Genomic DNA, 12960 nt, shown 5'->3' with positions numbered 1-12960 from the left:
ACCGCAGTCCGGAGCAAGTCAGGAATCCTCAAGCTGGACCGGAGTTCGCTGGTCGCGCCCCTGGCGTCCTGCCGATACCAACTTCAACGACAGCACCGAGCCGTTGGCCGCGATGGAAGCCGTGCGCGGATGCACGGAGGGAACGGCACGGCCATTCGGGCGCCGATAGTGATGTTCGCTGCGGTGAACGCAGACGGAGCCGCGCCGCGACGACACCGGTCCATTCCAAGGGGCATTCGAAATGTGATTTCAGCCCATTCATTCCTGCTCGCGAGAACGAATTCCCTATATCATTTCTTGACAGTACGTCCCTGCTCACAAGGCAGGCTCGCCGGAGCTGTTGGTGAGCTCTGCGGTGATCGACGTCGACAGAAGGAAAACCTGAGGCCGACATGAACACCATGAACACCATCGCACTGGAACTGGTACCGCCCGACCTCGACGGCGGTGTGGAGAAGGCGGTCGCGGAAGGTCGCAAGGTGGCCGAGAATGCGCGGGCCACCGGACTGACGGACCGCATCCAACACCTGATGATGCCGGGCATCATCGCCGAGGACGACGACCGTCCCGTCGAGATCAAGCCGAAGATGGACGTGCTCGATTTCTGGCACACGGTCCGGCCGGAGGTGGGCGATGTGCAGGGTCTGTGCACCCAGGTCACCGCCTTCCACGAGAAACAGGAGCTGGCCGAGCGTCTGCAGAACCTCCGGGACGCCGGCATGGACGGCGTCGCCTTCGTCGGAGTGCCTCGCACCATGGCCGACGGTGAAGGCCCCGGTCTCGCCCCCACCGATGCCCTGACGCAGTTCCAGGACGTCATCGCCAACCGCGGCTCCATTCTGATCCCGACCCGGGAGGGTGAGCAGGGGCGGTTCAACTTCAAATGCGAGCGCGGCGTCACCTACGGCATGACCCAGTTGCTGTACTCCGACGCCATCGTCGACTTCCTCACCGAGTTCGCCAAGCAGACCCCGCATCGCCCGGAGATCCTGCTGTCCTTCGGTTTCATTCCCGGTGTCGAGACCGAGAAGAAGCTCATCGACTGGCTCATCCAGGACCCGGGCAATCAGGCCGTCGAGCAGGAGCAGAAGTTCGTGGCCAAGGTCGCGGAAATGACCTATGAGCAGCGCAAGCAGCAGCTCGTCGACCTCTACAAGCGAGTTGTCGATGGCGTGGGCGAGCTGGGCTTCCCGCTCAGCATCCACCTGGAGGCACCCTACGGCAATACGAAGCCGGCCTTCGAGACCTTCGCCGAGATGCTCGACTACTGGGAGCCGAAGCCGTCCGTCTCCTGAGCGGAAGAGGCCCGACCACTGCCGTTCGAGGACGGCTGGGACACCACCACGGGGCCGACACGCCATGCGCGTGTCGGCCCCGTGGTTTTTCGTGCGTCCGAGACACGGCGGGATATTCGTCCGCTTCGATCGGCAGGACATACATCCGCCGGACATACATCCACGGAGACGAAATCCCATTGTCAGGCACCGTAGGCGAGAGGGTCATATGCCCGTCACCTTCATGCGATTTGGTTGTTTTGTTCCGAACCAGACCACAGGAGGAACGTATGACTCAGGAGTCTCGTTCGAGCGGCTCCAGCTTCGGCCGCAGATCTTTCCTCGCGGGAACCGGCGCGATCGGTGCCGCCGGTGCGCTGCAGGCGCTGATGGGTAACACCGCTTACGCGGCGGGTCCCGGGCGCGGCAACAACCGCGGAATCCAGGCTGCCGACAATGGCGGTTACGGACCGCTGCGGCCGGCACGGCCGAACGGCGAGTTGCTGCTTCCCGCGGGCTTTTCCTATGTTGCCTTCGGGCAGACCGGCACCCCGATGCGGGACGGTATCCCGACACCCGGCAGGCACGACGGGATGGCCGCTTTCGCCGGTGACGACGGGATGATCCGGCTGGTGCGCAACCACGAGCAGAGTGAGGGCGCTGCCTTCACCTCGCCGAGTTACGACTCTGCCGCTGCTGGTGGCACCACAACGCTCGTGTTCGATCCGGAGCGGATGGCTCTGGTGGACTCCTTCCCCACGCTCTCGGGGACGATTCGCAACTGCGCGGGCGGCCCGACCCCGCACGGCTCCTGGCTTACCTGCGAGGAGAGCTTCACGGGGCTCGACGCCCCGACGCCGCACGGCTATGTGTTCGAGGTACCCGCGGATGCCGACGGGCCCGTCGAGCCGACCCCTTACAAGGCGATGGGCCGGTTCACCCACGAGGCGGTGGCGGTGGACCCGGACACCGGCATCGTCTACGAGACCGAGGACCGGGGCAGTGCCGGCTTCTACCGATTCGTCCCCGACGACCCGCAGAACCTGGGTGCCGGGGGTCGGCTGCAGATGCTGGCCATCAAGGAACAGCCCCGCTACGACACCCGCCTCGGGCAGCGGGCCGGTCAACCCCTGCCGGTCGAATGGGTCGACATCGCCGATCCCGACCCGGACAGCAACGATTCGCTGGCGGTGTTCTACCAGGGCCGGGAGCAGGGTGGGGCGGTCTTCGCCCGCCTCGAAGGCGCCTGGTACGGCGACGGCTCGATCTACATCAACTCCACCAGCGGCGGCGATGCCGGACTGGGACAGGTGTGGCAGTACCGACCGACCGGCAACTCGGGTGGGCAGCTCGTCCTCGTCTACGAGTCGACCGATCCCGATCTGCTGGAAAGCCCCGACAACATCTGCGTGTCGCCGAACAGCGGTGGACTGGTGCTGTGCGAGGACGGCGGCGGAAGCGACATGCTGCGCGGCGTCACCACCAAGGGAGAGATCTTCGACCTGGCTGCGCTGAACAACAGCAACACCAGTGAACTGGCCGGTGCGACGTTCAGCCCCGACGGGCAGGTGCTGTTCTTCAACGTGCAGACACCCGGTATCACCTACGCCGTCACGGGCCCCTGGAGCAGGGGCGCCCTGTAGCAGGCAACGTGCGTGGGCGGAACTTTCCTCTCGTCCATGGGGTGAAGGTTCCGCTCACTCAGAGCATCTCCACCGCTGCCTTCTCGATGGTGGCTTCGTCCAGCAGCACGTGATGGGCGGCGCTGCCGAGAGGTATGAAACTGTCCTGGCTGGTCACCCGCCGGATCGCACCGGCGAAGCCGCCGTCGATCAAGGCGGTGACCACGGACTCGGACACGCCACCGGAGCGGCGTGTCTCGTCGGCGACGAGAACCCGCCCGGTGGCGCGTGCCGCCTCCAGCAGATCGTGCACCGGCAGTGGTGCCAGCCAGCGCAGGTCGAGCACACGGACTCCGATGCCGCGCTCCCGCAAACGGTGCGCCACGCGCAGGCTCATCGGCAGGCCGTTGCCGTAGGTCACCAGGGTCAGGTCCCGTCCGTCACCGTGGTTCCGTGCGCGACCGATCTCAACGGGAGCGGCCGAAGGGGAGGGATAGTCGGCCAGCCAATTGCCGTCTCCGGAATCGTGCAGGTCACGCGTGTGATACAGCGCGATGGGCTCGAGGAGCACGCACACCCTGCCGTCCTCGTGTGCGGCTGCCACACAGGTACGCAGCATCGCGGCCGCATCGTCGGGCCGAGAGGGCGAAGCGACCACGACGCCGGGCACGTCCCGCAGTGCCGCGACGCTGTTGTCATTGTGAAAATGCCCGCCGAAGCCCTTCTGGTAGGCATATCCCGCGATACGCACGACCATCGGGTTGCGGTAGCGACCGTCGGAGAAGAAACTCAGCGTGCTCGCCTCACCGCGGACCTGATCGGCGGCGTTGTGCAGGTAAGCCAGGTACTGGATTTCCGGAATGGGCAGCAGGCCCGCCAGGCCGGCACCGAGCGCCGTGCCGAGGATGCTCTGCTCGTCGAGCAGCGTGTCGAAGACCCGCAGGCCGCCGAACTTCTTGCGCAGCCCGCGCGTTACTCCGTAGACGCCGCCCTTGCGGGCGATGTCCTGGCCGAAAACCAGCACTCTCTCGTCGCGCGCGAGCTCGTCGGTCAGTGCGCGGTTGATGGCTTGCGCCACCGTGAGCGGTCCTTCGGCCTCGGGTGGTTGCTCGCCGAAGACCTCCTTGCGTCGCCGTGGGTCCGGAAAACCGGTGGCACGCCGGGCCACCGCATCCGGCCGGTCCGCCGAGATCGAGGCCATGACCTCGGCAGCGGTGGACAGCTTCGGGCGGCTCACCGCATCCTCGGCGAGCCGCGCCACCTCCCGGCGCGTGTCCTCGTAGCGCTGGACGAGCTCGTCCGGCCCGGCAATGCCGGCATGCACCAGTGCCTTCGCGGTGGCGGGCAGCGGATCGCGCTCGTAGTCGGAGATGATCTCGGAACGGCTGCGGTAACCGGTTTCCACATCGGAGCCTGCGTGGCCCATCAGGCGCACGGTGCGCAGATGCAGAAAGGCAGGAGCGCGGTGTTCGCGGACCCAGTCGGCAGCGTGCCGGGCCACCTCGAGGCAGCGCACCGGGTCGTCGCCGTCCGCGGTGAAGTAAGCCAGTCCCGCCCGCTGTCCATAGGTTGCCTCGATCCACCCCGGAGGTGTGCGGACGCTGATACCGATCCCGTTGTCCTCGCACACCAGCAGCAGCGGCATCGCCAGACCCTGATGCGTGCAGTGCAGTGCCGAGTTGATGGCGCCGGTGGCCGTGGAATGGTTGGCCGAGGCATCGCCGAAACTGCACACGACCACCGACTCCGGTGACCACTGGTGCTCCAGCCCCAGCTTGGCGGCGCGACCGAGAGAGAAGGCCAACCCGACCGAGCGGGGCAGGTGTGCGGCGATGGTCGAGGTTTGTGGGATGACTCCCAGCGCGGCATTGCCGAAGACCTTGTGCCGACCTGCCGAGATGGGCTCGTGCGCCGAAGCGACCACGCCCAGCAGGACGTCGGACAGCGGTTTCTGCCCCGGCACCTGGCGACCGCGCTCGAGGTAGAACGCCCCGGAACGGTAGTGCAGCAGGGCCGGGTCCGCAGGCGTGAGCGCCGCGGCCACGGCCGCGTTCGACTCGTGGCCTGCGGAACCGATGCTGTAGTAACCGAGCCCCTGCGCACCGAGTCGCCGTGCGGCGAAGTCGAGGTGCCTGCTCCCTGCCTGCGCATCGAACAACTCCAGCAGGCGCGTTCCCGTGACCGGGGAACCGGGCCGGACCGGCTGTCGAGGAGGCACCGCGGAGGACGGTGCGGCCAGCTCGGAGATCGTATGCAGGAAGTGGTCGTCGATCGCCGCATCGGGCTCACTTGCTCTGGTCATCGCCATCGATTCCTCGTTCGGTTGCCTGTTCCATCCTCGCTGTACCACCCCTCGGCCAGTGCCGAGCACGACTTGGCCAGGCAATCCAGCGTGAACGGCAGCAACGGGTTGGCGTTCTGCGCGCGGTAGAGGACCTTGACCCGCCGATGCGGTTGCCTGCCCGTGAGGGGGACGATCCGTACGCGCTCGTCGGCGGTGGCCAGTCCCGGAAGGATTGCCGTTCCGAGTCCCCGTGCGACGAGATCGCGAATGACCGCGTAGTCATTACTGCGGAACACGATGCCGGGGATGAAATCGGCCGCGGCGGCCAACCGCACCAGCGACCGGGCGCCTGCGGTGTCCTGCCGGGTGCAGATCCATGCGTCGTCGGCGAGTTCGCGCAGGTCGACCTCGGTGGCACCGGCGAGTCGGTGGTTTCCCGGCAGGGCCAGCAGCAGTGGCTCGGCAAGGAGTTCCTCGACGCACAGCTCGGGTGGCCACTGCCGGGGATCGAGGTCGTACTCGAAGACCACGGCGGCATCGACCGCCCCGTCGAGCACACCGCCGATCACCTCGTCCGGTTCGCCCTCGTCGAGCTGCACCTCGGCGTTCGGACGTTCGGCCACCACAGCAGCCAGTACCTCCGGCAGGACACGCGCATTGGCGGTGGCGAAACTCGCCAACCGGAGGATTCCCTCGTCGCCTGCAACTATCGCGCGAACCTCCCGCTCCAGGGAGTCCAGTGCTCCGAGCGCTTCCCTGCTGCGATCGGCCAGGCGCCGTGCCAGCCCCGTACTCCTCGTCCTGCGGGCGTACCGTTCGAACAGCGGGGCGCCGATGGTTCGCTCCAGCAGCAGCATCTGCTGAGAAACCGCGGAGGCCGTGTATCCCAGTACCCGACCCGCTTCGGCGAAGGAGCCGGTCCGGACGCATTCCTGCAGCGTGCGCAGATGAACCGGATTCAACACGGGTGTCCCCGAAAAATCACCATCGCCTGCTCGCTCAGGATTGGCCGCTCAACTCCGGAGGCAGCCGGTAATCCAGTTCCGGTTCGACGGCGCCGACGTCCATCTGCGCCTTCTGCAGCTTGCCGGAGAAATCCCAGTTCAACGACTGCCAGCGAGTGAACTGGTCGATGACCCACATGCCGGAGAGGCGACCGCCATTGCCGGACCTGCCGTTACCGCCGAACGGCAGGTGCGCTTCCGCGCCGGAGGTGGAGTTGTTCGCGCTGACCATGCCCGCGCCGATGCCTTCCCGGAACCGGAACGCTGTCGCCGGGTCCGTGGTGTAGATCGCCGCCGACAGACCGTAGCCGGGCGCGTTGCCGAGTTCGATGGCCTCCTCGAGTGTCTCGTAGGTGGTCACGCCGACGATCGGACCGAAGGTTTCCTGCCGGAAGATCGCATCGTCGGTGTGCAGGCCGTCCAGCAACACGGGGTGGTAGTACAGGCCTGCCGAAGGGTCGCCCCGGAATCCGGCACGTGGGGCGTCGTCGGTGATTCGGCCGACCGCGTCCGAACCGAGCACCGTGTGGTGCGGCTGAATGTCTTTGAGGATGCGCTCGAAGTTGTCGGCGAACTTCTGGTCGAGCATCGGCCCGTAGAGGACGTCCCCGTTCGGTTCGCCGATGGTGGCGCCGCGCACGGCGCTGTCCAGCCTCGCGAGGAACTCGTCGTGGATGTCGCGATGCACGATGAGATTGCCCAGCGAGGTGCAGCGCTGCCCTGCGGTTCCCCAGCCGGAGAACAGGGCACCTTCCACCGCGAGATCGAGGTCGGCGTCCGGGGCCACGATCATCGGGTTCTTGCCGCCGAGTTCCAGGCAGGGACTCTGCAGGTAACGACCGCACAGCTCGCCCACCCGGATGCCGACCGCACTCGAACCGGTGAAGCCGACCTTGTCGACCAGGTCCTTGTCCAGTGCGGTCTCCAACCCTTGGAATGTCGCTTCGCCGTCGGCGTAGACGAGATTGAGCGCTCCTCCGGGAACTCCGGCACGCCAGGCCAGCTCGGCCACCGCACGTGCCGCTCCGGCGGCGTACTCGGCGGGCTTCCACACCACGGCGTTGCCGCACAGCAGTGCCGGGACCAGATACCAGGACGGTACTGCGACCGGGAAGTTCCCGGCCGTGATGATGGTCGCCACTCCCACAGGGGTGCGGAAGGTGAACAGCTGCTTGTCCGGCATCTCGGAGGGGACTGTTTGGCCGTAGAGCCTGCGGCCCTCACCGACGAAGAAGTCGCAGGTGTCGATGATCTCCTGCACCTCGCCGAGAGCCTCGGTGTAGGGCTTGCCGATCTCACGGGTGACCAGCGAGGCCAGCGACTCCTTGTTCGACTCGACCAGGCGTCCGAACCCGGCGATCACCCGGCCGCGCACCGGGGCGGGTACCCGGGCCCACTCCTGTTGTGCGCGTTTCGCGTTCTCGGCCGCCGCGACCAGGGTGTCCGGACCGGCCAAGCGGATTCGTGCGACCACGTCGTCGAGTCGGGAGGGGTTCCGCGAGACATATTCGCCCGCCTCGTCCGGGGATCCGGTCGGGATCCCCGCATCCGCTCGGCCGATCACGGAGTTCCACATCGTCGACTCCACCGGCGCACACCTCTTTCTGCTCGCTCGGGTCCGGTTCGTGGCTGTGCTTGCCGACGAACCACGGACGCTGTGCCGCATGACACGCGCTCTCGAATCACCGTAGACGTTCGAGGGCCGGTTTGCGCAGAACCGGAGTCATGATTTCTGCTCGTGCTGAGCCACAGCATCGCTTGGGCCGACCACTCGGTGGAAACCTGTGTTCGGCCGGTGAGCAGCGCCGATTTCGGGGACGGGGGCTCGGACTCCTACAGCGGCTGCGGTAGCCCGAATCGGCCGTGGACAGCCGGGGCGTGGAGCACGCTGGCCGGTGCGGTGGTGGGGGCGGGCAGGCCGGTCGCGGCGATGAGTCCGTCATCGAGGTCGATCAGCTCGGCGGTGTGCAGCGGCCAGCGGTCGTGGACCAGCGGGGCGGTGATGGTGCGGCCGAGCACGCTCAGGTGCAGCCGCCAGCGGGCGGTGAGGAAGTGCTCGAGGGGATTGCCGTCGATGGGTTGCCCGACACGGATTCGGATCCGTGTTCCGAGGCCGGGTGGTGCCGGTCTGCGTCGGGCGCTGCCGTAGTCGAGGACGTGGGCATCGCGGGTCAGGTGCATCCGCGACCAGGCATAGGGCAGCCCGCAGGATCGGGCGGCCAGCACCCAGGGCAGCCGGTCGGCTTCCATGGTCAGGAAGACGGTGCCGCGGCGACCCCTGTCGTCGACCGAGTAGACCCGCACGTTGGTCTCGAGGAACTCGCCGAAGCAGCGCAGCCGGAAGGCGATCAACCCGATGTAGGTGTCGCCGTCATGCGTGTCGGGCTCGGTGCCCGGTGGCAGTAGCGGGCGAACCAGCGCCGGGTCGGCCGGCCAGTGCAGGAATGTCGTATCGGTGAGTGCCACCCCGAGCGGAGCAGGCCATGGCTGTGGCGGGGGATCGGCGTTGATCGACTCGGGGTCGGCCGCGTGCATGACCATGACAGCGACATACCCGCAGGGCTGTGAAGGGAACCGCCCGCCGGTGTGCCGTGCCGGACGTACTCGGCTTGCCCGCTCGAACTGCACAGCTTCATGTCATCACTTTCGGCAGGTGCAATAATATAATCAGTATTAATCGAAATTTATCGCACCGAAGCCACACCACCCCGAGTCCGATCCCGAAACGAAAAAGATCGCTGCCGAAACGGCGCGGTCACCGACTGCGTTCGTGGACCACCTGTCCGTCCACCACGGTCATGTCGACCGACACGCTGCCGATCTCCGTTGCGGGCAACAGGAACGGATCGGCATCGAGCACGGTGAGGTCGGCCTTCTTGCCGAGTTCGACCGAGCCGGTTTCATCGTCGAGGTGATTCACCCAGGCACTGCCGAGAGTGGCCGCGGTGAGGGCGTCACCGAGGTCCAGCGCTTGTTCCGGGAGGAATGGTTTCTGGTCGGTTCCGTACTCGGATCGGTTGATCGCGGCATGGACCGCCTGTAGTGGTTCCGGTCCCGAGATCGGCCAATCGCTGCCTGCGGCGAGAACCGCACCGGCTTGGCGCAGTGCCCGAAAGGGATACTGCCGCCGAGTTCGGGACCGGCCGAGATACGGCGTGGTGAGCTCGGTCATCTGCACGTCGTTGACGGCCCACCGAGCTTGGATGTTCGCGGCGACACCGAGCGCGCGAAAGCGCGCCACGTCGTCCGGGTGCACCACCTGGACGTGGGCGATCTGATGACGCAGATCGTTCATCCCGTTGGTGCTGCGGGCCTGTGCCACCGCGTCCAAGGCCTCGCGGATGGCTCGGTCACCGATCGCGTGGAAGTGCACCTGGAATCCCTCGGCATCCAGGCGACATACACCGCGCGCCAGCGCTTCGGCATCCACGTGGGAGTGCCCACTGCCGTGCCCGCCGAGGTAGGGCTCCAGCATGGCGGCGGTGTGGTTTTCGCAGATGCCGTCCTGCATGATCTTGACGGTCTCCGCGCGGAAGCGACTGCCGCGCGCGCGTGCGCGGCGGGAGAGCAGCTCCGGAATCTGCGTCTCGTCACGGGCACGGTCCCACCACAGGGCACCGGTGCAGCGGGCGGTCAGCAGTCCTTGCCGATCCAGCTCGGCGTAGAGATCCAAGGTATCGGCATAACCCAGGTAAGGGCCGATGATCGCGTCCTGCCACGCCGTCACGCCGCACGAGTGCAGGTATCGTTGCCCTGCCAGCAATCCTTGGCGGTACTCGTGGTCGGTGGCCGCCGGAATCACCCGGGTGGCCAACCTGGTCGCACCCTCGTGCAGCACCCCGGCCGGATGGCCTGCCGCGTCCCGTTCGATTCGTCCGTCCGGGGGGTCGGGGGTGTCGCGGTCGATGCCGGCATGCCGCAGAGCTGCTGTGTTCACCCATGCCCCGTGGTGGTCCTGGTTCACGAGATAGGCCGGACGGTCCCCGGTCACGGCGTCGAGCGGTTCCCGGGCGGGCGCACCCGCGGGGAAATGGCCGATATCCCAGCCTCCCCCGAGCAGCCATGCCACCTCCGGATGTGCTCGCGTGTACTCGCCGACCCTGCGCAGGCAGTCCGATGCGTCCGTGCTGCCCGTCAGATCGCAGCGCAACCGTTGGAGTCCACCGTAGACCGGATGTACGTGGGCGTCCTGGAATCCGGGCAGCAGCAACCGGCCACGCAGGTCGATGACCGTGGTCCCGGAGGCCGTGATGCGGCCTACGGCAGCCGATCCCAGTGCGGTGATCCGTCCGTGGTGCACGGCGACGGCGTCGGTGAACGATCGCACCGGGTCCATGGTCGCGACCGGCCCGTTCACGAAGGCCAGATCCGGTGCGCCGATCAAGTCTGCAGACCCGCGCGTTCGGCCAGCCAGTCGGGGATGTTCTCGGTTGCGCGGGGCAGGGTGCGGAGTTCGGCGGCGAACTCGGCAGCCGGAGGAGCGGTGTGCCATACGGGCTCGTAGTCGCCGTTGAAGTCCACGCTGTAACTACCGGGACGTTGTAGCCGATACAGTGCGCTGATCCAGGTTCCCCGGCCCTGCTGATGCATGCCGATGCGGAGATGATCGAACATCGGTGCGGCTTCATCGGGTGGTGCCCACGGAATCAGCGTGCCGTTGGGCGCCACCAGTTGCGCGGCGAGTTCGCTGTGCGAACCGATCGCGCGGTACTCCACACTGACTTCCTGCCAGCTCGGCGGCAGTGCTTGCACGATCACCCGACCGATCTGCTGAATCAGCTCCTGCTGGCTTTCCTCGTCCAGTGATCCCGGTCGGGTCTGGGGTCCCGGTTGGTTCATGGCTGCATCCTCCCAGTCGGCTGACCACCGTTGGAGTGACTCCCGCACGATTCACACCACGTGGGTTCGTTGTTCCGCGGCGTGTCACGTCACGACCTCCGCGAGGCGAAAGCCTAGGACTCCCGGTCGGACTTCGGCTGAAGGGAGTGCACGCCACGGCCGAAGCAGCGGTGTGCTCGGTTGCGGCATCCGATCGTGGCGCTCGGCCGTGGCTACCCGGCCGCGGCACCCGGCCGCGGCACCCGGTCGTGTGATCCGGGATCGGCCGCTGCGCAGGACACGGAAATGTCCGACACAAGGATTGTTGACAATCGATCACGAGTGGGTTTAGCTTCAATTCAACGCCAGCGAGAGCGGAGGTGACCATGCGAGCTCACGAACAGGGGCACGCTCGTCGGCTCCGCTGGCTTTCTTCGTCATCGCTGTGGCTTCGACATTCATGACCACCATCGCCGCGATCGTGGCGATGGCCAAGTCCGTGTAGCGCGTGTGGCCGGCCGGGAGTCCGCCGCTCCACGCACATCCTTCTGTTACCCGTGGGTGCCGCTGTCGCGGTGCCCGTTTCACGCACAGCACAAGGGAGGAGGTTCGGCCGGTGGCACTCGTCGACTGCGACCCGCTGATGAGGATGACCTGGACAGATCCGATGACGGGCAAGCGTGGATACCTGGTTGTGCACAGTCTCGTGTCCGGTCTTGCCACTGGTGGGACCAGGATGCGCGCGGGTTGCACGATGTCGGAGGTCGAGGATCTCGCGCGCGGTATGGCCCGCAAGACGGCAGTATTCGACTTGCCTGTCGGTGGTGCCAAGGGCGGCATCGATTGCGATCCGAAGGATCCCGAGGCGCGAGGTGTGCTACGCCGCTTTGTCGAGGCAATGCGACCGTGGATCGATGCACACTGGGTGACCGCCGAGGATCTCGGTGTGCCACAGCATCTCATCGACGAGATCTTCGGCGAGGTGGGACTGCAGCAGAGCTACCATGCTGCGATCCGCCGCGCTCCCGATGTCGAGCACACGCTTCGCCGCGTGCGCGCCGGACTGAATGCCCCCGTGCCTGGTGGGTTGCTGCTCGGCGATGTGGTCGGTGGCTATGGAGTGGCACAGAGTTGTCTCGGCGTCGTACGTGCCCGCGAGTGGGAGCCGTCGCGTACCACCGTGGCGGTGCAGGGCGTGGGCACGATGGGCGGCGGCGCTGCGTGGTACCTGCACGAGGCGGGCCTTCCGATCGTTGCGGTGGCCGATGTGGTCGGTGCGCTGTACCACCCCGACGGGCTGGATATTCCCGCGCTGCTGGATTCGCGGGACCGCTTCGGAGAGATCGACCGGAGTCGGGTTCCCGAGGATGTGCAGCGGCTGCCGCGGGAAGCGGTGCTGGCTGCCGAGGTCGACGTGCTGGTTCCGGCGGCGGTGTCGTATGCGATCACTTCCGAGCGTGTCCCCGACGTCGCCGCGAGGATCGTGATCGAGGCGGCGAACACACCGGTGACCCCGGAGGCGGAGGAGATGCTGGCGGCGAGAGGGATTCCGGTCCTGCCGGACTTCGTCGCGAATTCGGGTGCGGTGGCATGGGCATGGTGGCTGCTGCTCGGACGGGTCGATGCCGATCCGGTGCTCTCGTTCAGCGTGCTTCGGGAGGAGATGCAGGCCAAGATCCCACCGTTGCTGGCTTCCTGGGACGGTGACGGCACCACACCCCGGGTGGCGGCGCTGCACTTGGCGGACCTGCACAGCGAGCGCAACCGTGAGGCAGAAGCCGCCGGACGGGTACTGGTCAGTATTCCGTGATAACGGTGTTCATGATCACTTGTGGCCAGTAGGAGCCTGCGCCGGTGTGTCGTACTGCTGCGGCATCCCGGCGGCAGGCGTGCACAGAGGCTCCGGTGAACCGGCCGGAAGCGGGTGCGTGTGGTTCCTCCGACACGCGCGCCATGGT

General features: G+C 66.8%; 10 protein-coding genes. 3 read left to right on the top strand and 7 right to left on the bottom strand.

Annotated features, from left to right (window positions below):
• The first annotated feature begins 401 nt into the window (after positions 1-401).
• A complete protein-coding gene (locus JOF55_RS01635) occupies positions 402-1295 on the top strand; it encodes a mycobacterial-type methylenetetrahydrofolate reductase (protein WP_374727349.1) in 894 nt (297 codons plus the stop codon).
• 269 nt (positions 1296-1564) lie between these two features.
• Positions 1565-2917 (top strand): alkaline phosphatase PhoX, encoded by a 1353-nt coding sequence (locus JOF55_RS01630; RefSeq protein WP_310268447.1) that lies wholly within the window; start codon positions 1565-1567, stop codon positions 2915-2917.
• Between the two features lie 58 nt (positions 2918-2975).
• Here JOF55_RS01630 and JOF55_RS01625 read toward each other — a convergent pair whose 3' ends face one another.
• From JOF55_RS01625 to JOF55_RS01595, 7 genes are all read right to left on the bottom strand, one after another.
• A complete protein-coding gene (locus JOF55_RS01625) occupies positions 2976-5198 on the bottom strand; it encodes a thiamine pyrophosphate-dependent enzyme (RefSeq protein WP_310268444.1) in 2223 nt (740 codons plus the stop codon).
• A complete protein-coding gene (locus tag JOF55_RS01620; protein ID WP_310268440.1) occupies positions 5195-6145 on the bottom strand; it encodes a LysR family transcriptional regulator in 951 nt (316 codons plus the stop codon). Before JOF55_RS01620 ends, JOF55_RS01625 begins: the two co-directional genes overlap by 4 nt.
• 34 nt (positions 6146-6179) lie before the next feature.
• Positions 6180-7760 carry an aldehyde dehydrogenase family protein gene (locus JOF55_RS01615; protein ID WP_374727348.1) on the bottom strand — a complete coding sequence of 527 codons (1581 nt, stop codon included), beginning with the start codon at positions 7758-7760 and terminating at the stop codon, positions 6180-6182.
• A 257-nt stretch (positions 7761-8017) separates the two neighbouring features.
• The gene (locus JOF55_RS01610; protein WP_310268435.1) at positions 8018-8725 is read right to left on the bottom strand and encodes a YqjF family protein; all 708 of its coding nucleotides are present in this window, start codon (positions 8723-8725) and stop codon (positions 8018-8020) included.
• Between the two features lie 214 nt (positions 8726-8939).
• Positions 8940-10520, bottom strand: a complete 1581-nt coding sequence (locus JOF55_RS01605; protein WP_310278239.1) for an amidohydrolase — start codon at positions 10518-10520, stop codon at positions 8940-8942.
• A gap of 44 nt (positions 10521-10564) precedes the next feature.
• The gene (locus tag JOF55_RS01600) at positions 10565-11023 is read right to left on the bottom strand and encodes a hypothetical protein (protein ID WP_310268432.1); all 459 of its coding nucleotides are present in this window, start codon (positions 11021-11023) and stop codon (positions 10565-10567) included.
• A 333-nt stretch (positions 11024-11356) separates the two neighbouring features.
• Complete coding sequence (locus tag JOF55_RS01595; protein ID WP_310268430.1) at positions 11357-11497, bottom strand: hypothetical protein; 141 nt, start codon at positions 11495-11497, stop codon at positions 11357-11359.
• Positions 11498-11645: 148 nt separating this feature from the next.
• Here JOF55_RS01595 and JOF55_RS01590 point away from each other — a divergent pair, with 148 nt between their 5' ends.
• The gene (locus JOF55_RS01590; RefSeq protein ID WP_374727347.1) at positions 11646-12812 is read left to right on the top strand and encodes a Glu/Leu/Phe/Val dehydrogenase dimerization domain-containing protein; all 1167 of its coding nucleotides are present in this window, start codon (positions 11646-11648) and stop codon (positions 12810-12812) included.
• The last annotated feature ends 148 nt before the right edge of the window (positions 12813-12960 follow it).

Origin of the sequence: Haloactinomyces albus (genome assembly GCF_031458135.1) — a bacterium.
Taxonomy (GTDB): domain Bacteria; phylum Actinomycetota; class Actinomycetes; order Mycobacteriales; family Pseudonocardiaceae; genus Haloactinomyces; species Haloactinomyces albus.
The sequence above is the reverse complement of the archived record's forward strand: the minus strand, read 5'-3'. Positions and strand labels throughout refer to the sequence as shown.

Bases quoted from the DNA above. Each gene is read 5' to 3' on its own strand.
- JOF55_RS01635 (WP_374727349.1), top strand. From the start codon at position 402: ATGAACACCATCGCACTGGAACTGGTACCGCCCGACCTCGACGGCGGT.
- JOF55_RS01605 (WP_310278239.1), bottom strand. From the start codon at position 10,520: ATGGACCCGGTGCGATCGTTCACCGACGCCGTCGCCGTGCACCACGGA.
- JOF55_RS01600 (WP_310268432.1), bottom strand. From the start codon at position 11,023: ATGAACCAACCGGGACCCCAGACCCGACCGGGATCACTGGACGAGGAA.
- JOF55_RS01615 (WP_374727348.1), bottom strand. From the start codon at position 7,760: ATGTGGAACTCCGTGATCGGCCGAGCGGATGCGGGGATCCCGACCGGA.
- JOF55_RS01630 (WP_310268447.1), top strand. From the start codon at position 1,565: ATGACTCAGGAGTCTCGTTCGAGCGGCTCCAGCTTCGGCCGCAGATCT.
- JOF55_RS01610 (WP_310268435.1), bottom strand. From the start codon at position 8,725: ATGGTCATGCACGCGGCCGACCCCGAGTCGATCAACGCCGATCCCCCG.
- JOF55_RS01590 (WP_374727347.1), top strand. From the start codon at position 11,646: ATGAGGATGACCTGGACAGATCCGATGACGGGCAAGCGTGGATACCTG.
- JOF55_RS01625 (WP_310268444.1), bottom strand. From the start codon at position 5,198: ATGACCAGAGCAAGTGAGCCCGATGCGGCGATCGACGACCACTTCCTG.